Here is a 21,917-nt window from a genome sequence, read left to right as displayed (position 1 = left end):
TATGGATTTTTTTAAAAATGTTTCAATTGTAATTCCATATTTCAATTCTTCAAAGTATTTATATCGAACAAAGTTTTCTATAAATGATTATTTAAATCGTAATGATGTTGAAATTATTTTTATCGATGATGCAAGTGATAATGAGGAGTCTGAATTATTAGTTAATTTTATTAGTTTATTAAATTCTAATAATATCCAATATTTTAAAAATGAATTTAATGTTGGTGCATCCAAGAGTCGACAATATGGTGTGAAAAGAGCTTCTGGTAAATATGTTGCTTTTTTAGATTCAGATGATGCTTGGGCTCCTAATAAGTTGGATTATCAATTTGATATAATGGAAAAGAATAATATTGCGATAACTGGTTGTTTAACTCGTTTAATATTGAATGAAAATTTGAATATTAACTTTTTTGAAAAAAGAAAACTATTGTATAAATTTAAAATTGTCGGGTTTAATCATTTTTTATTTAAAAATTACTTTTCTACGCCAAGTGTAATGGTGTTGAGAGAGGCTATTTTAGAAAATAATTTTTCTAATGAATTCAGATATTCCGAGGATTATGAGTGTTGGCGCCGTATATTAATAAAATATAATGGTGCAATTATAGAAGATTTAGGCATTTTTAGTTTTAAACATTCATATATTTCGAATGAAGGGCTAAGTTCAAATGTACTTTTAATGTCTAAGTTTGAACTTGTAGGACTATTTAATATTTTTTACAACTCTAGAGTTGATTTTAAATATAAATTATTGTTGCCAATAGCTCTCTCTTTTTCATGTATGAAATCACTTAAAAGATTATTTTTTTATTATTTAAAATCACTGAAATGAAAATTTTTATTATAGGTAATACGGCATCAAATCTTTTTATTTTTCGAAAAGATTTTATAGCCTCATGTATTCAAAATGGACATGAAGTCTTTGCATTAGTTTCTGAATATAATTTGAATGAAATATGTAAAATAAAGGATTTAGGTGCAAATGTCCTTACATATCATTTAAATCGTGGAGGAATCAATCCTTATAATGATTTCAAATCGATGATAGAGTTACGTGCTCATATTAATAAACATCATCCAGATATAGTTTTGTCTTTTTTTACTAAGCCTGTTATATATGGGTCTTTAGCTGCTAAAATAGCAAATACAAAAAAAATAGTTGGTATGATTGAGGGGTTGGGTTCACCATTTACAGAGCATCCTACACCCAAAAGTTTTAAGCTAAAACTTATTAAGTTTTTTCAAGTTACACTTTATCGTTTAGTTTTTCCTTTTATAGATAAAATAATTTTTTTAAACAATGATGATCCAGTTGATTTGGTGCATAACTATAATATTAAACATAAAAAAAATGCACTACATGTCCTTGGTGGGATTGGATTAAATCTTGAAGATTTTCCATACACTCGTTGGAATGAAAAGGAAAATGTTTCTTTCGTTATCGTCGCTAGGCTACTAATCGAAAAAGGTATTTATGAGTTTTTAGAAGCTGCTAGGGTTGTTAAGTCTATTTATCCTAATGTATCTTTTAAGGTTGTTGGTGGATTAGATACTCAAAATTTATCTGGGGTTTCTGAGCAAGAGCTTCAAAAAATCTTATCTACAAATTTAATTCAATATATAGGTTTCACAGATCAGATTTATAAAGAATTGGTAACTTCTGCTGTTTTTGTTCTCCCATCATATCGAGAAGGTGTGCCTAGAAGTACTCAGGAAGCAATGGCTGTTGGTCGTCCTATTATTACAACTGACGTACCAGGCTGCCGTGAAACCGTTATAGATGGTTTAAATGGTTATTTAGTCCAAAGATGGAATATCGATGATCTTGTAAAAAAAATGTGTTTTTTTATTGAAAATCCAGAACAAATCAACATTATGGGTAAAGAAAGTTATAAAATTGCCTGTGAAAAATTTGATGTTCATATAGTAAATAAAAAATTGTTTGAAATTTTGGGTATAGATGAATGATATGAAACGCTTAATTGACATAATTCTTTCGTTGGTAGCCTTATTGGTTTTATCTCCAATTTTTCTTTTTGTTGCATTCAAAGTTCGTAATAATTTAGGTTCACCTATTTTTTTTCTTCAAGAGCGTCCAGGAAAAAATGCCAAAATTTTTAAGATGATCAAGTTTAGATCAATGAAAGATGCATTTGATAAAGAAGGTAATCCTTTACCTGATGATCAAAGAATTACTCCTTTTGGTCATAAATTACGTTCTACAACATTAGATGAAATGCCACAATTAATTAATGTTCTTCTTGGTAGCATGAGTATTGTTGGGCCTAGACCACAGATGAAAGATTTTTTAGAACATTATTCTGTTGAACAAATGCGTCGTCATGAAGTTAAGCCAGGTATGACGGGACTCGCTCAAGTAAGTGGGCGTAATAATCTATCTTGGGAAGAAAAATTTAATTTAGATGTTCAGTATGTCGATACACATTCTATTTCTTTAGATTTTAAAATTATGTTTAAAACGGTTAAAGTTTTAATTGCTAAAGAGGGAATAAATGCTCCGGATCAAACTGTTGGTGCTGCCCGTTTTTCGAAAGATGACTCTTCAAAATTTCTTGATTAAGATTAATTTTTAATATTCACAATTATTTTGAATTTGTATTATCTTTTATTAAATAATACTATTTTTTTAAAAATTAAAAAAATAGTTTTTTTGAATAAATATGTTTTATATTATATAAATATTCATTTCAGTATGAATTAAATTTATAGTGGTTAATATTATGCTAACTATTTTAGTTACTGGTGGGGCTGGATATATAGGTTCACATACATGTTTACAGCTGCTTGAAAAAGATTATGAAGTCGTAGTTTTAGATAATCTAGCAAACAGTACTTTAGAAGCCTTGAGAAGAGTTCAAACGCTCACAAATAAATCCTTAACTTTTATTCAAGGCGATATTCGAAATCCACAACTCCTAGATCAAATTTTTACTCAATACTCTATAGATGCTGTGATTCATTTTGCAGGATTAAAAGCTGTGGGTGAAAGTCAGCTAAAACCCTTAGAGTATTTTGATAATAATATTTCAGGTTCTATTGCATTGTTTAATGCGATGAAAAAAGCGAATGTTTTTAATTTAGTTTTTAGTTCTTCAGCAACTGTATACGGAGAACTGCATGAGTCTCCCTTAAATGAAATGATGTGTACTGGAACTACAACTAATAATTATGGTTATACAAAGCTTATTGTTGAGCAATTATTAGAAAAGTTGTCGCAAAGTGATCCTCGTTGGTCAATCGCTTTATTACGTTACTTCAATCCAGTTGGTGCACATCCTAGTGGTCTAATTGGTGAAAATCCTAGAGGAATACCTAATAATTTAATGCCATATGTAACGCAAGTTGCAATCGGAGCACGTGAAAAATTATCTATATTTGGTCAGGATTACGAAACAATAGATGGGACGGGTGTTCGTGATTATATTCATGTAATGGATTTAGCTAATGCTCATTTATGTGCTTTACAAAACCGAATTAATCGATCTGGTTGCCGTGCTTGGAATATTGGTACTGGGAGTGGTGCATCAGTACTTCAGGTGATAAAAACATTTAAGGATGTTAATGGTGTTGATGTGAAATATGAATTTGCACCTCGCCGAGATGGTGATATTGCAATATGTTATGCAGATAATCAGCGCGCAATTTCTGAATTGGGATGGATTCCTCAATATGGATTGGAAGAAATGTTGCGTGATAGTTGGAATTGGCAAAAGCAAAACCCAAATGGTTTTAATGAGGGGTAAAACTTAGTTTTTGGATTCATTTAAAAATGTACGGCTGAAGCAATAAGGCTTTTAGCCATTCAAAAAAATCAATATCGTGCCAGTTTGAAGTAAAAGTCAAATCGTGTATGGATTGTGCAAATAATACGTTCGTTCATATCTTTTATTAAAAAAAAATCGTTATGATGTGTAATAGATACATTAATTGAAAAATTTTATGAAATATCAAATTCTTAAAACCCTATCATTTACAATATTATCTGCTTTAGCATTGCCGGTTGCTGCTCAAGGGGTTGTATTAAATAACGAAAATTTACGCACAGATTTAAATTGGTTAAATCAGCAAGGTGTGATTCAAATCAGTACATCAACTTGGCCTTTGAGTGGAGATGAAATTCAGCGTGCCTTGTCAAATGCTAAAATTGAAAATTTAGTTCAGCAGAAGGTTTTAAATTCCGTTAAAGCTAGTCTGGAGGCTGAAAATACGACTGCGAGGTTGGCGCTATTTGCTGAAACAGATCCACAAAATATTCCACAAAAATTTGCAGATGAGCAAAAATCGCAATATCAAGCTGCACTCGAACTGAATGCCAGCGGAACACAGTGGGATGCGAGACTACGTATTAATGCTGAAAAAGATCCGATTATCGATCATGGGCAGGATGTCAACATAGAGGGTTCATATCTTGCAGGTAAATTGTGGAATCAATGGCTCATTGCTGGACAAATCCCAACGTATTGGGGGCCAGGGCATGATGGTAGCTTAATTCGAGGTGATGCGAGTCGTCCTGTTTATGGTTTGACGATGCAGCGTGCAGAACAGCAGGCCTTTGAAAGTAAATGGCTATCTTGGATTGGGCCTTGGCAATATCAAGCTTTTGCTGGCCGATTAGATGACTATAAAGCTGTCCCTGATACGAATCTATTAGGTCTACGATTGACCGCGCAACCCTTACCATATCTTGAGCTCGGTGTATCAAGAACTTTCCAAGTTGATGGTCAAGGGCAACCTGATAGCTTGAAAGCTTATTGGAATGCCTTTATTGGAAAAGATAATGGATGTAATGATGGTGTTTGTGCAGGTGAAAATAATGCATCGAATCAAATTGCGGGATTTGATGCGCGTTTGAATCTGAATCATTTCACGGGCATCCCGATGAGTATGTATGCTCAATATGTGGGTGAGGATGAGGCAGGACTTTTACCTTCTAAGAAAATGTATTTGGCTGGTGTAGATTATTCCTCTCAACTGAATAACATGCCTTATCAAATTTATGCAGAGTGGGCAGATACGCGAACCAATGGTGATGCGCTCGGTGTTTCTTATGATCATCATATTTATACAGACGGTTATTACCAACACGGCTTTCCGTTAGGGCATGCTATGGGTGGCGATGGTCAAATGTATAGCATCGGTGGTGATATTCGTTTTGATGCAATGAATCGTCTAAATGGACGCGCTTTCGTTGCTAAGGTGAATCAGTCAAATGAAAGTATTAACCATGCTTTCCCTGTGAATGATGAGCTGAAAGGGATTGATTTAACATGGACACATCAACTACGCCGCGATATACCTTTAAAATTGAGTGGTTGGATTGCAGATTCAGATCATAATGGTAAGGATAGTGGTCTTTCGGTAGGCTTAGAGTTGCCTTTAGATCGATCTTTGTTTTGATTTAAAGCAAAAGTGGAAAAAGCCGAATAATGTATTATTCGGCTTTTTTATTACTACGATACAATCATGTATGAGAATACTTTATTACTCTCATACAAATCACCTGACTTATTGTCAGAAACTTATTCCACCGTCACGGATTTTGCCAAATTACGTGGCTGATCGACATCAGTACCACGCAACACCGCAACATGGTAAGACAATAGTTGGACTGGAATACTATAAACAATAGGCGCTAAAATTTCGTTCACACTTGGCACATAAACCACATGTTGGCGATCTTTAGCTTTAATGCCGCTATTCTCATCGGCAAATACAAACAGCTCACCGCCACGTGCTTGAACCTCTTCCATGTTGGATTTGAGTTTATCGAGCATGTCATCTTTTGGCGCCAAAATCACCACTGGCATGTCGTTATCGACAAGTGCCAATGGGCCATGTTTAAGTTCGCCGGCTGCATAACCTTCTGCGTGAATATAAGAAATTTCTTTCAGCTTCAATGCACCTTCAAGTGCAATCGGGAACTCTGTGCCACGACCTAAGAATAAGCAGTGATTCTTTTCAACAAAAAGCTCAGATAAACGCAAAATTTCTGCGTTATTTTGCAGTGTGTCTAAAATCACTTTTGGTGTGTGCCAAAGTTCAGCAATAATTTCAGAAATACGGTCAGATGAAATGGTTTGCTTAATTTGACCAATTTTCAATACCAACAGCATGAGTGCTGCAAGTTGAGTGGTAAATGCTTTGGTCGAAGCGACACCAATTTCAGGACCAGCAAGTGTTAATAAGCTGTAGTTGGTTTCACGGACCATTGAAGACGTAGCAACGTTGCAAATGGTCATGGTGGTGATATTTAAACCTTTCGCTGCAGCACGTTTTTGTGTATCACGAAGGGCAGCAAGCGTATCGGCAGTTTCACCAGATTGGGAAATACACACATAGAGAGTGTTATTTACAATCACTGGAGAGCGATAACGGAATTCACTGGCAATTTCGACTTGGCAAGGCACATCAATCAGTTGTTCAAACCAATATTTGGCAATCATGCCGGCATGGTAGCTGGTGCCACAGGCAATGATTTGTACTTGTTGAATTTTAGTGAATGCATCACTGGCATTGACTAAGAAATCATCACGAAGCGCATTACCATCTAAAGCTTGAGAGATGGTTTGTTTAATGGCTTCAGGTTGCTCATAAATCTCTTTAAGCATGTAGTGCTTATATTCGCCCTTAGATGCATTACTTACCGTTGCATCTAATTCTTTAATTGGGCGGTTAACGAGTTGACCATCTACAAAAACTTCAATGGTATTACGTGTTAAACGCGCAATATCACCTTCTTCAAGGTAAATAAAACGATTGGTAATCGGAAGAAGAGCCAATTGGTCAGAGCTAATAAAGTTCTCACCAATACCTACACCAATCACAAGCGGTGAGCCTTCACGAACAGTAATGAGTTCATCAGGGTGATCTGTATGCACGATACCGAGTGCGTATGCACCTTTCAATTGTGGTACGACTTGGCGTACAGCTTCCAATAAACTTGGCGTACTTTTTAAGGCATCATTGACTAAATGTGCAACGACTTCAGTATCTGTTTGTGAGGTAAATACATAACCTAAAGCTTCAAGATCATCTTTAAGCTCTTGATAGTTTTCGATAATGCCGTTATGAACGACTGCGACATTACCTGAGATATGCGGATGGGCATTTTCTTCAGTTGGCTTACCATGGGTTGCCCAACGGGTATGGGCAATGCCTAGAGAGCCTGTAACTTTTGATGAATTTACCGCTTGTTCAAGATTCGCGACTTTACCGACACGACGTTCGCGCAGTACTTGGCTTTGATTGATCAATGCCAGACCCGCAGAATCATAACCACGATATTCTAAGCGTTTTAAACCTTCAATGAGGATATTACTGATATTACGTTCTGCAACGCCACCGACGATACCACACATATGAATTCCTCTTATTTCTTCAATTTTTGGGGACGTTGATAGTTTTCTTTGGCAAATTGCTTAGAACGTTCTACCGCAAGGCTATTTTCTGCTACGTCACGAGTAATGGTTGATCCAGCACCGACAGTTGCACCATTGGCAATATGTACCGGAGCGACCAATGAGCTGTTTGAACCAATAAATGCATTGTCACCAATGATGGTTTTAAATTTATTCGCACCATCATAGTTGCAGGTAATAGTTCCAGCACCAATATTTGAGCCAGCACCCACTTCAGCATCACCTAAATAAGTAAAGTGGTTGGCTTTAGATCCCAAGCCTATACTTGAGTTTTTCACTTCAACAAAGTTGCCAATATGCACATCATTAGCCAGTTTGGCACCTGGACGTAAACGTGAAAATGGGCCAATTTGCGCATCTTCACCAACAACTGCACTATCAAATACGCTATACGGTTGAACTTTAGTGCCTGCGGCAATTTGCGTGTTTTTAATCACACAGCCAGCGCCGATTTCGACATTGTCACCGAGCTCACAGTCACCTTCAATAATCACATTAATGTCAATGCGAACATCTTGACCAACTTTTAATGTACCACGTAAGTCAAAACGAGCAGGGTCGATGAGGTGTACACCTTGTTGCATGAGTTTTTTGGCTTGGAAATTTTGAAATTCACGCTCTAATGCTGCTAATTGCACGCGATCATTCACGCCTTCGACTTCAAAAGCACGTTCAGGTTCAACCGACGCAACTTCTAATCCATCTGCAATTGCCATCGCCACGATATCAGTCAGGTAGTATTCACCTTGGGCATTGTTATTGCTTAATTTTGGCAGCCATTCATGCAATTTGGCATTGCTCACGGCATAAATACCCGTGTTAAATTCTTTGATTTTACGTTGTTCTTCAGAGGCATCTTTATGTTCAACAATGGCTTGAATTTTGCCATTTTCACGCACAATACGACCATAGCCTGTTGCATCGGCAACCGTTAAGGTCACTAAGCCAATACCTGTTTGAGCAGATGTATCTAAAAGTTTTTGTAATGTCTCTTCAGAAATACATGGAACATCACCTGAAAGAATCAGTGACATGCCAGTAGGCGCCAAAACGGGTAGTGTCACTTTTACCGCATGACCTGTGCCTAATTGCTCAGCTTGTTCAACCCATTTGACATTTTCATGTGCAAAGGCATTTTGGACTAAAGAACCGCCGTGCCCGTAGATCGTAATTATTTCTTCTGCTTGTAGTTTTTTTGCAGTATTGATGACATGGCCGAGTAGAGGTTGTCCTGCAAGTGGTTGTAATACTTTCGGTAATTGAGAACGCATACGTGTTCCTTTACCTGCAGCAAGAATAATAACGCTAGTAGACATGTGAAATCCTAGGAGTTTCTATTACATAGATACAATATAAAAATAAATACAGATGCACAGTGCGGCCCAAAGACCGGCAATGATGTCGTCAAACATAATGCCGAAACCACCACCGACTTGACGGTCAATGACGCGAATAGGCCAAGGTTTCCAAACATCAAACAGTCGAAACAGCGCAAAACCGATCAGCGCCGACATCCAATTCATTTGTCCTAAATATAAAATAGGCAAAAAAGTGATGGATTGCCCAGCAAATTCATCCCATACGATACGACCATCATCATGAACACCCATCACTTTAGCCGTTTGGCCGCATATAAAAATGCCGACGATGGACATGAGGATCATAACAATAATGGAGTTGACGAAGCCAATTGCAAGCCAACCCGGAATAAAGAGTAGGGCAAAAGCTGAGCCAAATGTTCCGGGGGCTTTCGGTGCGAGACCCGAGCCGAATCCAACACCACAGAATGCGATAATTCTGTTTGACCAAGACATTGCTTTAAAATTAATGGCTGGCTTATGCAAAGTGTTGGTATCCCTGAAATTTTAATGGATGGTCAATGCCGTTCTTGATAATACGTAGACCGTTTTGTTCGGTAATTTGACCAATTTTGCTTATGTTTACATCTAATTGTTGTTGCAGGAGAGTTTCATAATTCTGCGGACTAATTGTAAAACATAATTCATAGTCATCGCCACCCGCCAGCGCATATTTCCATTGAGTTTCTTGTTGTAATTTCTTTAAGGTCGCATCAATAGGTAGCTGATTCAGTTCAATTTCTGCACCCACCTTTGAAGCTGTTAATATATGCCCTAAGTCCTGAGCGAGACCATCAGATACATCAATCATGCTGTTGGCCAAACCTTTGAGCTGTTGTCCCAAATGGCAGCGTGGTGTGGGATAATCTAAACGCTTTTGCAGTGGGTGTCCTAAATGCTGTAAACCATAAGCAGCATCGCCAACTTGACCGCTGACACAAATAAAATCACCAACTTGAGCGCCTGAGCGGGTTACGGCTTTGCCTGTATCGACCCAGCCGAGTGCTGTGACTGAAATCGTGAGATGAGGACTTTGAGTGGTATCACCACCAATTAAACTCACGCCAAATTGATCGCAACAATCATATAAACCCTGACTAAAACCTTTGAGCCAATCATGATCAATTTGGGGTAAGCTTAATGCGAGTAAAATACTGTGCGGTTTAGCGCCCATTGCAGCAATATCAGATAAATTGACAGCAACAGATTTCCAGCCAATCGCATGTGGGTTGGTGTCGAGAGGAAAATGTCGACCAGCAACGAGTGTATCGGCACAGATGACCAATTGTTGCTGTGGAGGGGGGGTGAGCAAGGCTGAGTCATCACCAACACCCAAATCGATAGAATTGACATTCTTACGATTAAAATAGGTATCAATGATCGAGAACTCAGCCATACAACGTACTACTTAAAAATTAATTAGTTTGTTGCTTTTCTGCTGCACGCAATGTAGTCGCTAAACGATCTAATACACCATTGATGTATTTATGGCTGTCTGCACCGCCAAAATGTTTAGCAAGCTCGATCGCTTCATCAAGCACAACGCGATAAGGAATCTCAAGATGTTCTTTGAGTTCGTATGCGCCTAGACGTAATGTTGCAAGTTCAACACCGTCTAGAGCTTCGACTTCGCGATCAAGTACAGGGATTAAAAGCGCATCCAATGCTTCATGATTGGCAACAACCTCGGTTAATAACTCGTGGTAGTAGCCAAGATCGACCTTGTGCATGGCATTTTCTACACGTGTACGTGCTTCAATCTCATGGACAGGATTGTGGCTCATTTGCCATTCATAAATTCCTTGTACAGCAAAGCGACGTGCTTTACGTTTTGCTGCATAAGTAGCTTGAAGTGTTTGCGACATAGCGTTAAATAGCCTTTAACAAGTTAACCATTTCAATAGCAGTTAAGGCAGCTTCACTACCTTTATTGCCTGCTTTTGTACCTGAGCGTTCAATCGCTTGTTCAATACTATCCGTAGTCAATACACCATTAATTACTGGTAAGCCAGTGTCTAGACCAACAACGCCTAAACCTTTGGCACATTCGCCAGCAACAAAATCGAAGTGAGGCGTGCTACCACGAATCACTGCGCCGAGCGCGATGATGGCATCGAAACGATCTGAAGCTGCAAGTTTCTTCGCAACTACTGGAAGTTCCCAAGCACCCGGTGCATGAACAACAGTGATATTATCCTCTGATACGCCATGACGTTTCAATGTATCAACGGCACCTTCTAGCAAATGTTCAACAACAAAGCTATTAAAACGACCAACTAAAATCGCATAACGGTCTTCGTTCGCGAGATGTAACATACCTTCAATACGGCGAACTGCCATAGCAACCTCGATTATTTCTCTGATGTTTGATTTGCGGTGATGTATTCCACCACTTCTAAGTTAAAACCTGATAATGCATTAAAACGTAATGGCGAGCTAAGAAGCTTCATTTTTTCCACGCCTAAATCACGTAAAATTTGTGCGCCTACACCAATGGTTTGATACTGTTGTGACAGTGCTGAATTAGATTTTACATTCTTCGGTGTTGTCAGACTTGAAAGTGCTGGGCCTAAGTCTTCTAAATGACGCTGACCAATCCACACTAAAACACCGCGATCGCTTGAAGCAATTTCTTTCAGTGCTTTATCTAGATTCCACGCAGCTGCGCCATCTTGTTTATTCAGTTTTAATAAGTCACGAACTGGGTTGAAACCGTGTACACGTACAGTGGTCACACCTTGTTTCGGTTCGCCTTTTACCAGCGCTAAATGAATGTCTGGATTACCAATTTCACGGTAACGGAACAATTCAAAAGTGCCATATTCGGTATCTAAGGTTTGTTGATCAATGCGCTCAACGGTTTGTTCGTTGGTCATGCGGTAGTGAATCAGATCCGCAATGGTCCCCATTTTTAAGCCATGCTTTTCAGCAAACACTTCAAGGTCAGGGCGACGCGCCATCGTACCGTCTTCATTGATGATTTCACAAATCACCGAAGCTGGCTCTAAACCTGCAAGGCGAGATAAGTCGCAACCTGCTTCTGTATGACCTGCACGGTGCAGTACGCCACCCGGCTGTGCCATGAGCGGGAAAATATGGCCTGGCTGTACGATATCAGCAGGTTTTGCATGTGCTGCTACAGCGGTTTGAATCGTGTGTGCACGTTCAGCAGGTGAAATACCGGTTGAAATGCCATTCGCAGCTTCAATAGAGAGTGTGAAGTTGGTACCGTGCTGCGCACCGTTGGCATCGACCATTAAAGGTAGATTTAACTGTTGGCAACGCTCTTTACTTAAGGTTAAGCACACTAGACCACGCGCATGCGTAATCATGAAGTTGATATCTTCAGGGCGTACGTGGGTCGCAGCGATCACAAGGTCGCCTTCATTTTCACGATCTTCATCATCCATTAGGATGACCATTTTACCTGCACGAATATCAGCTACGAGCTCTTCAACAGTATTGAGCGGCATCAATCTTCACCTTTTTGTTTGTCTCGAATGACATTTACTTGCATTGATTGTTGCATAGTCTAACGTTTTTTTGCGTCCTTTGCCTATGCTTATGAATTTCCTTTACTGGCTCATTGTTATACACAGTCGCTATACGCTTGAAAAGGGGGACTTTATTTGAATTGTGCCATTTATGCCCAATCTTTAAGCGATTGAAAAGCATAAAAAATGCCAAACTTATGTCGATATTGAATAAATCTACCCGTATATCGCCACACTTCATCGGAAATTATCTGCCCACTAACTACATGAACTATCACGCAATATAAAAACCATTTAAATAATTTTTTCTGCGTGTAGATATTGTCTAAGCATTGCTTTGTTGGCATCTAAAATGTTTTTCTTTAAATCGGCGTCCTGCATGCCGCGTGCAATTAATATGGCACCCGCCAGTTGACTCATCACTGCCCAAGCTTTGCTAGTACTACCCAGATGTTCGGTAAATAAAGCATGACCGCGTAGCAACTCTGTTTCATAGGCCTGTTTGATCTCATCATCGGCACGGGCAATTTCACTAGCTAAGGTGGGTAATGAACAGCCATTTTCAGGATGGTCTAAATGCGCAGGCGACAAATAGCGATCCAATTCAAAGTTGATCCAGTCTTGCGCATTGTCATGGGGATTGCTTTGCCATAGCTGAAAACTTTGTTGCAATTCATGTTCAATCAACGCTTTCAGCAAGTCATTTTTCGATGAGAAATGTGAATAGAAGGCACCGCTGGTCACGCCTGCTGCTTTCATAAAACCGTCAATGCCTGTGGCTGCAAAACCATTTTGTTTCGCAATTTGACCACTAATCTGCAACAACTCTTGGCGCTTTTGCTGCTTATATTCGGGTTTGTAGCGCATCGACGGCCGCCTGAAAATATAAATTGACGATAAATGAAGCTTAACATAGTATTCGTTATAGTAACGATCGTTATTTAATAAAATAGCAAGGGAGTGAGGGCATGCAACAACAGCAAGACAAGAATGTGCCGAAAGTTGCTTTAGTGATTGGTGCAGGGGATGCAACAGGCGGGGAAATTGCAAAGCGCTTTGCCCGTGGCGGCTATATTGCTTGCATGACGCGGCGTAGTGCAGACAAGCTGCAGCCGTTGATTGACGAAATACAGCAGGCGGGTGGTCAAGCTTATGGCTTTGCTTCCGATGCACGTAAAGAAGAGCAAGTGATTGAGCTGATTGAGCAGATCGAAACGACAATAGGCCCAATTGAGGTCATGGTGTTTAATATTGGCGCCAACGTGCCCTGCAGTATTTTGGAAGAAACCGCACGCAAATATTTTAAGATTTGGGAAATGGCCTGCTTTGGCGCATTTCTCACGGGGCGTGAAGTGGCAAAACGCATGGTGACGCGTGAACGCGGCACCATTATTTTTACAGGTGCAACCGCTGGGATGCGTGGTGCAGCAGGTTTTGCAGCATTTTCGGGGGCTAAACATGCACTGCGTGCTTTGGCGCAAAGCATGGCACGAGAACTCGGCCCACGAAATATTCATGTGGCGCATGTAGTGGTGGATGGCGCGATTGATACCGATTTTATTCAACAGACCTTTCCTGAACTTTATGCTAAAAAAGATCAGGATGGCATTTTAAATCCAGCGCATATTGCTGAAAATTACTGGCACTTATCACAGCAGCCGCGCGATGCGTGGACACATGAATTGGATCTCAGGCCGTGGATGGAGCGTTGGTAAGATGCTTTGGCGAATGAACAACAAGAACAGATTTGCGAAAAATACAGGATGTAAAGAATGAAAGTGATCGAGTTTTATTTTGACGTTGGCAGTCCTTATAGCTACATCGGATTTCACCGTATTCAGCATATCGCTGAGCAATATCAGGCAGAAATTATCTGGAAACCCATGCTGTTAGGCGGGGTGTTTAAAGCAACTGGAAATAGTAGCCCGATGGCCGTGCCAGCGAAGGCGCGTTATTCCATGACGGATTTAAAACGCTGGTCAAAATTATGGAATATCCCTGTGCAGATGAATCCTCATTTTCCGATTAATACTTTGCATTTAATGCGTTTGCTTACAGCGGTGCAGTTATTTCAACCTGAGGATTTTCTTCAAGTTCTCAATGGGGTGTTTGATGCCATGTTTGCTACGCCATTGAATTTGAATGATCCCCATGTGTTTATGCAGTTAATGCAAAATTTGGATTTAGATACGGCACAGGTCAAAGCGTGGCTGGAGGATGAAAAAGTCAAAGCAGAATTAAAAGTGCTGACTGAGGAAGCCATTGAACGCGGGGTTTTTGGTGCGCCGAGTTGGTTTGTAAATGATGAGTTGTTTTGGGGTGTCGATCATTTGCATTTTGTTGAGAGTGCTTTGGGTACGCCAGCAGCATAGGCTTAACCAGAATCTTGCGAGCACGATTTAAAAGTGCTCATTATCTACGAGTATTGAATATTAAAAGGCATCCACTATTTAAATCTTTAAGAGTAGGCAATGAATAATCCTAGTGTGCAGATCCGTCTTGCTGAGATGCAGGATGCAGAGATGATCGCCATTTTATTGGGACAAATGGGTTACCCCCAGCAACTCAGTCAGCTACAAAAGCGCTTGCAACAGCTGATTGCACATCCACAAGAAATGCTGTTGGTGGGGGTGCATGATAATCGCGTGTGTGGTTTTTTATCTTTGCACTATATTCCACAGCTAGCACTGGCGGGAGATTTTGCCCGCATCAGCTATTTTTGTGTGGATGAGGCTTTACGTCATCAAAAGATTGGTCAACAGATGTTGCACTATGCTGAACAGCACGCCATACAGCATGGCTGTGACCGTATGGAGCTGCACAGTTCAGCGCATCGAACAGGCGCTCACCGTTTTTACCAAAAGCATGGCTATGCTGAATCACCAAAATATTTCATCAAAATGCTGCCGCAGCCTTAAACAACAATGAGATAGCGATCGCCTGATTAATCCTGCTTTGAGAAAAGCTTTTGCAATTCAGCGGCGGCTTTTTGCACCACGTCATCAGCATCTTTATTCCAAATTAAACAGACTTTTGAGAGCTGTGGCGCTGGATGTAGAGCAATCAACTTTACGCTAGAGGGAAGAATACTTTTGAACTCTTTTGGCACAATACAAATGCCAAGGCCCGCCTGAACGAGGGAAAGTTGTGAAGCCTTGCGCGAGCGAATCGATGCATTTTGTGGGTAAAAACCATGGTTAATACATAAGTTTGCGGCTAAATAGCTTAAACCGCCGCGCTCGGCATGCGGTGTGGAAACAAATTTTTTCTGACTCAATTCAGCAACATTAATATAGTCTTTTTGTTGAAACATCGGGTCATCTTGATGTACCGCGGCAAATAAAGGCTCGGCATAAAGATCGGTACAGTGCACATCCTGTAAATTTCTCAATACGTGCGGGCGAATCAAGCCCAGATCGACACTACCATTTAAAACGGCTTCAATTTGCTGTTCTGAGGAAACCGTATTGATTTCAATTTCAAAACTATATTTTTCAGCAAGCTGATTCAGGTGCTGAATTTTCACTGCATCCATCACAATACTGCTGGAATGCGCCAGCTGTAGGAAGCGCCCATGTCCATGTGCAATGCTGTGTGCCGTTTCAATCGAATGCTCAATGTTCAGTAAATGCATTTTCAGCTTTTGATAAAAGGCCTGACCCGCAGCTGTCAGTTGAATTTTCTTTTCCGTGCGGTCAAATAAAACGAATCCAATCTCTTCTTCCAATATTTTAATTTGTCGACTTAAGGCGGATTGGGCGATGAACAGCTGTTCGGAGGCCGCGGTAAAACTGCCTTGTTCCACAATGGCAATAAAATACTGAAACTGCTTGAGCGTCTTCATATCTTAAAATGAGATAGATGGGTATAAATTCGATATTAGATTAGATTGATGAATTTGCCTATGTTGAACAGATAAAATTGAGGAAGTGTTCAACATGCGTCGAATTATTCTGGTCTGGCTAATTTTGGTTGTGTTGTGTTTGGGTGCACAGCAATTTGATTTATTTCTTTTTGGTGGCTTTGCTCAAACAGAAAGCTTGAGTGAATAAAAAGCGAACCGAAGTTCGCTTTTAATCTCATGAATTGTTCAACGTAACTTAGAAGAAGCCCATTGGTTTGGTGTCATAGCTCACCAACAGGTTTTTGGTTTGTTGATAATGATCGAGCATCATTTTGTGGTTTTCACGACCGATGCCTGATTTTTTGTAGCCGCCAAACGCTGCATGAGCAGGGTAGATGTGGTAACAGTTGGTCCATACGCGACCTGCCTGAATCGCACGGCCCGCACGGTAAGAGGTGTGTGCTGAACGTGACCAAACGCCTGCACCTAGGCCATAAATGGTGTCATTGGCGATTTTAATCGCATCATCAAAATCTTTAAAAGTTGCAACTGAAAGTACAGGGCCGAAGATTTCTTCTTGGAAAATCTTCATGTCATTGGTGCCTTTGAAAATGGTCGGTTCGATATAGAAGCCTGTACCCACTTCATTACGTGGATCACCGCCGGTAATCAACTGCGCACCTTCGTTTTTACCAGTCGCGATACAGCCTAGAATTTTGTCTTGCTGTTCTTGTGATGCTTGTGCACCGATCATAGTATCGGTATCCAGTGGATGACCCGTCTTGATACGTTTTACACGCTCAACCGCCATTTCCAAGAATTTATCTGCAATGCTTTCTTGTACCAAGGCACGTGATGGACAAGTACAGATTTCACCTTGGTTCAGCGCAAACATGGCAAAACCTTCAAGTGACTTATCAAGGAATTCATCATCTTTGTCCATGATGTCTTCAAAGAAAATGTTTGGTGATTTGCCGCCGAGTTCCAAGGTCACTGGAATGATATTTTCAGTTGCATATTGCATGATCATTTGACCGACAGCGGTCGAACCGGTGAAGGCAATTTTTGCAATACGTGGATTGGTTGCCAATGGACGACCCACTTCGACACCGTAGCCATTCACAATATTCAGTACACCCGGTGGCAGTAAATCTTGAATCAATTCGGCTAAGACTAAAATGCTGACAGGGGTTTGTTCCGCTGGTTTGAGTACGATACAGTTGCCCGCAGCCAAAGCAGGTGCCAATTTCCAAGCCGCCATTAAGATAGGGAAGTTCCAAGGAATGATTTGACCGACCACACCTAAAGGCTCATGGAAATGATAGGCAATGGTGTTTTCGTCAATTTCAGAAATGCCGCCTTCTTGAGCGCGGATACAGCCCGCAAAATAACGGAAATGGTCGATACAGAGCGGAATATCGGCAGCCAGTGTTTCTCGAATCGGTTTGCCGTTATCCCATGTTTCTGCAACCGCCAATAATTCAAGGTTTTCTTCTAAACGATCGGCAATTTTTAGCAAAATATTTGAACGTGTCGTCGGTGATGATGCATTCCACTGTGCTTTGGCTTTATGCGCGGCATCGAGCGCCAATTCAATGTCTTCGGCCGAAGAGCGCGGTACTTTGGTAAAGACTTTACCGTCTACAGGGGAGATATTGTCAAAGTATTCACCTTTCACAGGTGCGACCCATTGGCCGCCAATCAGGTTTTCATACTGAGCTTTAAACTGAACTTTTGAACCGGGTTGATTAGGATCGACGTAACGCATATGAATCTTCCTTTGCTTGTTTATTATGATCTTGTCTTGCCGCCAATTTCTATTGGCGTTCTACAGCTATGGTATAAGGTACTTTTGTACATTATTTGATTAGCATAGCCTGTATAAGGTTGGAAAAAGGTTGGAGACATGAAGGTTTACAATATTTTTTAACAGCCTTAAAACAAAAGCCGTAAAACGGATTTTTAGTCATGAATTGTTGTGAGAATAATGAATGATGATGCGACAGGATTTATCAGAAAAACGACAGAACATAGAACAGCTCAGGCAAGGGATGAGTCTCTCAAAGCGCCAAAGTTCGCAGCTCAATGAGAGTATTGCCAGCTCTTGGCAGCGTTCAGCCCAAGCTGAAATCCCGGAAACCCGCAGTGCAGCGCCCTTGGTTGCCTTGACGCCACAGGGTCAGGCGCAATCAGCCTTGCAGCATGCTTTGCAGCACTGTAAAGAAGATTTAAAGCATATTGCTGAACAGTCTTCAATGGTGCTGGCTGTGGGCGATGTCGGCAGCACGATTATTTGGAGTGCCTCAAGTCGACACATGCAAAGTGCCGCAGAAAACGTGCATTTTATTGCAGGTGGACAATGGCGTGAAGAATTGGTCGGGACCAATGCATTGGCACTGTCTTTAAAAACCCAGCAATCGAGCTGTGTATTTTCCAATGAGCATTACATGCCATCGGTACATGATTGGGTCTGCTATGCAGCGCCAATTATTGATCCACATACCCAACAAGTGATTGGGGTGATTGATTTATCAACAGTATGGAAAAAGCACAATAGTTTAGGGTTGTTGGCCGCAGAGCGCTGCGCCTCGATTATCCAATCTGCTTTGCTGGAGTTTCAAAAACAGCATTTATATATACGGGCATTTTCTGCGTCTCAGGTATTATTTAACGGCAAAGTGCTGGTGATGACACCGCGGCAAATCGAAATTTTAACCATTTTGGCACTGTGCCCGCAGGGGCTGACCTTGGATACTTTGCATCAAGCGCTCTATGGTGAACGTAAAGTCAGTATTGGTACATTAAAAGCGGAAATGTCACAGCTTCGAGACATTTTGGGCGGCATGCTTGGTTCAAGACCGTATCGTTTATTGGCGCAAGTGGAAGCAGATTTTTTACAAGCCGAGCAAGCTCTGGATGCGGGTTATCTCGATTCTGCACTGAAGTTGTGTTCAGGCATTTTCTTGGCAAAAACTGAAAGTCCATTTTTATGTGCTTGGCGCGATTGTTTGGAATCACGTTTGAGTCAGGCGATATTCAATGCCAAAGAAACCGATGTGTTGCTCAAGCATGTGGCGCGTTTTCCTGAAGCGATTGATGCCGTTGAACGTTTAATTGAGTTGATGCCGAATAGCCATCCGATTCATCAAAATCTCTTAAAGTTCAAGCAGCATCCTTAACGCATTTTGAGCCTTATAAACTCTTGCTGCTGAGCCACTCAAAGAGCTGTTGATAGACCACTTCACGGACAGGTTTGGCGGACAGTACCAAATCGTGTAAGCCATTTTGAATGCTTTGAATAGTGACATCGCCGTGTATTTTTTTGGCATTTTTTTGAATATCTTTGACGTCTAAAATCACATCGCTGGTCTGGGCAGCTTTGCCCCATTTTTTAGGGTTTTTAGTCTGGTGCGAATGCATGACCAAGACAGGCACGTCAACTTTGACTCCACGATGAATTTCTTTTTGTGCTTCATGAATACTGCGCACGAAGCTGATATAAACCATCGGGTAGCGTAATTTTTTCCAGTCCAAATTAAAGTCCCATTCACCTTTATAATCACGATGTAGGCTGGCGCTGTACCATTTATTCAGTTCACTGGGGAATTTTAAATTGGGAAAGGTTTTGGCCAATTTGCTGAGCTGTGGAATGCCTAATGCGCGTTTCACAGGGTTCATATTAAAATCATAAAATGGGCTGTTGACCCAAAGCGCTTTAATCAGTGGATGATTAGGATGATGTGCGGCATAGAGCGTTGTTGTTAAGCCACCTGTGGAATGTCCACACAGCAATACCGCGTCATGCCCTTCAGCACCAATAATCTCGAGTGCTTGATCAATTTCGGCATCATATTCAGACAGGGCATGCACATTATAATATTTTTGATGCGGCAAAATCGAACGACCATATTTTCTTAAATCCAGCGCATAAAAATCAAAGCCGTGTTGGTTAAAGCGCTCAGCCATTTCAGTCTGGAAAAAATAGTCGATAAAGCCATGAATATAGAGCACCGCTTTATGCGTGCTTTGTTCGGCTTTTTTACGTACCAAGGTCGCCGTGACTACACCTTCATAATCATCTGGAAAATATAGAGTGGTTTGTTCATAGCCTGCACCAAGAATATCGGGTTGATAGTTTGGAGCTGTTGATGGAGAAAGCGGTTGAGAAGTGTGATTGGCTGACATATTCGACTCTATTTTTATTTTGTTGGATGTTGATTATCCTTGATGAAGTGCCAAACTTTGTCAACTCCCCATAAAAAAAGCAATTTAAGTGTGTGGTCTGTCGATTTCGACAGTGCCGAATGCGACAAGTTGGAGACCCGCCACATTCCACTTAAATTGCCAAAAAAACATGAGTGGCTTAACCCATCCAGTGATGCGTTAAGCCCAAAACTTATACTGCTGCTTTAAAGTCCACAACAGGTGCATTGGCTTTTAGCGCAGCTTTGAAGATATCAACCACTTGCGCATGCGTCGCTTTACGTGGATTGGTCAGCATGCAGGCATCTTTTTGCGCATTTTCAGACATCACGCCCAAGTCTTGCTCTTTTACGCCTAACTCAGACAGGCTTGATGGAATGCCAATCGATGCTGACAACTCACGAATCGCATCAATGGCAGCAAATGCTGCTTCAGTCACGGTAAGTCCGTCTGTATTTACACCCATCAGCTTTGCAATACGTGCATAGCGGTCTGGGCAAGCAATCAGGTTGAATTCACAAACATGTGGTAGCAATACGGCATTACACACACCGTGTGGCAAGTTGTAGAAACCACCCAACTGATGCGCCATCGCATGCACATAACCAAGAGATGCATTGTTAAATGCCATACCTGCTAGATATTGTGCATAACTCATGGCATCACGCGCTTCAAGGTTTTCACCATTTGCAACCGCTGGGCTGAGCCATTCACTAATCATGCTAATGGCTTTTTCTGCGCAGGCATCGGTAATTGGATTGGCTGCTGTCGAAACATAAGCTTCAACCGCATGCGTCAATGCATCCATACCCGTTGCCGCAGTTAAAGCTGCAGGTTTTGCAATCATCAGTTTAGGATCATCAATTGCAATCAGCGGAGTGCAGCGCCAATCCACAATCGCCATTTTTACGTGCGTGTCGGTATTGGTAATGATACAGAAACGGGTCATTTCTGAAGCAGTACCTGCGGTGGTGTTAATCGCAATTAGCGGAGTCATTGGCACAGTGCTTTTGTCGATGCCTTCATAGTCACGGATATGTCCGCCGCCTGCAGTCACTAAGCCTACGCCTTTAGCACAGTCATGCGAAGAACCGCCACCCAGTGACACAATAAAGTCACAGCCTTGATCGTTATATTCTTTTACGCCATTGTGGACGTTAATATCGGTTGGATTCGGTTCTGCACCTGGGAAAATGTGACTGTCTACACCTGCCTCTTTTAAGTAGCCTGCAATGGTATCTGCCACGCCAAATTTAAATAAACCAGCATCGGTCACGATGAGGGCTTTTTTTGCCCCAAGATTTTGCGCTTTACCGCCAATTTCTTTGGCACAGCCTGGGCCGAAAAGTGAAACACAAGGGATGTAAAAACCGTTTGTTTGATCTGCAATATTTTTAAAAGCCATGGTGCGATTCCTTCTACCATTAATTTATCGTCATTGTTATCGGTGATGTTCACCGTAAAATGAGTATTCAATAGCGCTTAAAAAAAACACACCTACCAAAGACCTACCAAGATTATGGATTTCAATTGACTGGTATTAATGGATTGATATTTATTGTTTATTTCAAATGTA

At 40.8% G+C, this 21,917-nt stretch carries 21 protein-coding genes; 9 read left to right on the top strand and 12 right to left on the bottom strand.

All coding sequences use genetic code 11. From position 1 onward, the window contains the following. Window position 1: 1 nt before the first annotated feature. The 5 genes from B9T33_RS09760 (at window position 2) to B9T33_RS09740 (ending at window position 5,421) form a co-directional block, all read left to right on the top strand. Entirely contained in the window at window positions 2–835 is an 834-nt protein-coding gene (locus B9T33_RS09760) for a glycosyltransferase family 2 protein (protein ID WP_086178722.1), read from the top strand. After that, on the top strand, window positions 832–1,971 hold the full coding sequence (locus B9T33_RS09755) for a glycosyltransferase family 4 protein (RefSeq protein ID WP_322853482.1): 1,140 nt from the start codon (window positions 832–834) through the stop codon (window positions 1,969–1,971). Before B9T33_RS09760 ends, B9T33_RS09755 begins: the two co-directional genes overlap by 4 nt. A gap of 1 nt (window position 1,972) precedes the next feature. After that, window positions 1,973–2,584: a sugar transferase gene (locus B9T33_RS09750; protein WP_086178788.1), complete on the top strand. Its 612-nt coding sequence runs from the start codon at window positions 1,973–1,975 to the stop codon at window positions 2,582–2,584. Between the two features lie 160 nt (window positions 2,585–2,744). Continuing rightward, window positions 2,745–3,767 (top strand): UDP-glucose 4-epimerase GalE, encoded by a 1,023-nt coding sequence (galE, locus tag B9T33_RS09745; RefSeq protein WP_086178720.1) that lies wholly within the window; start codon window positions 2,745–2,747, stop codon window positions 3,765–3,767. Between the two features lie 196 nt (window positions 3,768–3,963). Further along, on the top strand, window positions 3,964–5,421 hold the full coding sequence (locus B9T33_RS09740) for a capsule assembly Wzi family protein (RefSeq protein ID WP_086178719.1): 1,458 nt from the start codon (window positions 3,964–3,966) through the stop codon (window positions 5,419–5,421). 122 nt (window positions 5,422–5,543) lie between these two features. Here the strand turns inward: B9T33_RS09740 and glmS are convergent, their stop codons facing one another. The 8 genes from glmS to B9T33_RS09700 form a co-directional block, all read right to left on the bottom strand. Then, window positions 5,544–7,382 (bottom strand): glutamine--fructose-6-phosphate transaminase (isomerizing), encoded by a 1,839-nt coding sequence (glmS, locus tag B9T33_RS09735; protein WP_086178718.1) that lies wholly within the window; start codon window positions 7,380–7,382, stop codon window positions 5,544–5,546. An 11-nt stretch (window positions 7,383–7,393) separates the two neighbouring features. Next, the gene (gene glmU / locus B9T33_RS09730) at window positions 7,394–8,758 is read right to left on the bottom strand and encodes a bifunctional UDP-N-acetylglucosamine diphosphorylase/glucosamine-1-phosphate N-acetyltransferase GlmU (RefSeq protein ID WP_086178717.1); all 1,365 of its coding nucleotides are present in this window, start codon (window positions 8,756–8,758) and stop codon (window positions 7,394–7,396) included. A 21-nt stretch (window positions 8,759–8,779) separates the two neighbouring features. Next, window positions 8,780–9,256, bottom strand: a complete 477-nt coding sequence (locus B9T33_RS09725; RefSeq protein WP_086178787.1) for a phosphatidylglycerophosphatase A — start codon at window positions 9,254–9,256, stop codon at window positions 8,780–8,782. A gap of 22 nt (window positions 9,257–9,278) precedes the next feature. Then, the gene (gene thiL / locus B9T33_RS09720) at window positions 9,279–10,196 is read right to left on the bottom strand and encodes a thiamine-phosphate kinase (RefSeq protein WP_086178716.1); all 918 of its coding nucleotides are present in this window, start codon (window positions 10,194–10,196) and stop codon (window positions 9,279–9,281) included. Between the two features lie 19 nt (window positions 10,197–10,215). Continuing rightward, window positions 10,216–10,665, bottom strand: a complete 450-nt coding sequence (gene nusB / locus B9T33_RS09715; RefSeq protein WP_086178715.1) for a transcription antitermination factor NusB — start codon at window positions 10,663–10,665, stop codon at window positions 10,216–10,218. Between the two features lie 4 nt (window positions 10,666–10,669). After that, a complete protein-coding gene (gene ribE, locus B9T33_RS09710; protein WP_067765591.1) occupies window positions 10,670–11,140 on the bottom strand; it encodes a 6,7-dimethyl-8-ribityllumazine synthase in 471 nt (156 codons plus the stop codon). Between the two features lie 11 nt (window positions 11,141–11,151). Further along, a complete protein-coding gene (gene ribBA / locus B9T33_RS09705; RefSeq protein ID WP_086178714.1) occupies window positions 11,152–12,273 on the bottom strand; it encodes a bifunctional 3,4-dihydroxy-2-butanone-4-phosphate synthase/GTP cyclohydrolase II in 1,122 nt (373 codons plus the stop codon). A gap of 315 nt (window positions 12,274–12,588) precedes the next feature. Then, entirely contained in the window at window positions 12,589–13,161 is a 573-nt protein-coding gene (locus tag B9T33_RS09700; protein ID WP_086178713.1) for a TetR/AcrR family transcriptional regulator, read from the bottom strand. A gap of 101 nt (window positions 13,162–13,262) precedes the next feature. Here B9T33_RS09700 and B9T33_RS09695 point away from each other — a divergent pair, with 101 nt between their 5' ends. From B9T33_RS09695 to B9T33_RS09685, 3 genes are all read left to right on the top strand, one after another. Then, on the top strand, window positions 13,263–14,009 hold the full coding sequence (locus B9T33_RS09695; protein WP_086178712.1) for an SDR family oxidoreductase: 747 nt from the start codon (window positions 13,263–13,265) through the stop codon (window positions 14,007–14,009). 57 nt (window positions 14,010–14,066) lie between these two features. Then, a complete protein-coding gene (locus B9T33_RS09690) occupies window positions 14,067–14,666 on the top strand; it encodes a 2-hydroxychromene-2-carboxylate isomerase (RefSeq protein WP_086178711.1) in 600 nt (199 codons plus the stop codon). 114 nt (window positions 14,667–14,780) lie between these two features. Next, window positions 14,781–15,212 (top strand): GNAT family N-acetyltransferase, encoded by a 432-nt coding sequence (locus B9T33_RS09685; protein WP_086178786.1) that lies wholly within the window; start codon window positions 14,781–14,783, stop codon window positions 15,210–15,212. A 26-nt stretch (window positions 15,213–15,238) separates the two neighbouring features. On the opposite strand, the gene B9T33_RS09680 is transcribed toward B9T33_RS09685, so the two are convergent. Both B9T33_RS09680 and B9T33_RS09675 read right to left on the bottom strand, forming a co-directional pair. Then, entirely contained in the window at window positions 15,239–16,138 is a 900-nt protein-coding gene (locus tag B9T33_RS09680) for a LysR family transcriptional regulator (RefSeq protein WP_086178710.1), read from the bottom strand. A gap of 256 nt (window positions 16,139–16,394) precedes the next feature. After that, entirely contained in the window at window positions 16,395–17,906 is a 1,512-nt protein-coding gene (locus B9T33_RS09675) for an aldehyde dehydrogenase family protein (RefSeq protein ID WP_086178709.1), read from the bottom strand. 223 nt (window positions 17,907–18,129) lie between these two features. Between B9T33_RS09675 and B9T33_RS09670 the strand changes: the two genes are divergently transcribed. After that, the gene (locus tag B9T33_RS09670) at window positions 18,130–19,317 is read left to right on the top strand and encodes a helix-turn-helix domain-containing protein (RefSeq protein ID WP_086178708.1); all 1,188 of its coding nucleotides are present in this window, start codon (window positions 18,130–18,132) and stop codon (window positions 19,315–19,317) included. A 13-nt stretch (window positions 19,318–19,330) separates the two neighbouring features. On the opposite strand, the gene B9T33_RS09665 is transcribed toward B9T33_RS09670, so the two are convergent. Further along, window positions 19,331–20,323, bottom strand: coding sequence for an alpha/beta hydrolase (locus tag B9T33_RS09665; protein WP_086178707.1), 993 nt, complete (start codon window positions 20,321–20,323; stop codon window positions 19,331–19,333). Between the two features lie 211 nt (window positions 20,324–20,534). Next, the gene (gene mdh, locus B9T33_RS09660) at window positions 20,535–21,746 is read right to left on the bottom strand and encodes an iron-dependent methanol dehydrogenase (protein WP_086178706.1); all 1,212 of its coding nucleotides are present in this window, start codon (window positions 21,744–21,746) and stop codon (window positions 20,535–20,537) included. Window positions 21,747–21,917 lie beyond the last annotated feature (171 nt).

The sequence above is a fragment of the Acinetobacter sp. ANC 5054 genome, assembly GCF_002135295.1.
Classification (GTDB): Bacteria; Pseudomonadota; Gammaproteobacteria; order Pseudomonadales; family Moraxellaceae; genus Acinetobacter.
The sequence above is the reverse complement of the archived record's forward strand: the minus strand, read 5'-3'. Positions and strand labels throughout refer to the sequence as shown.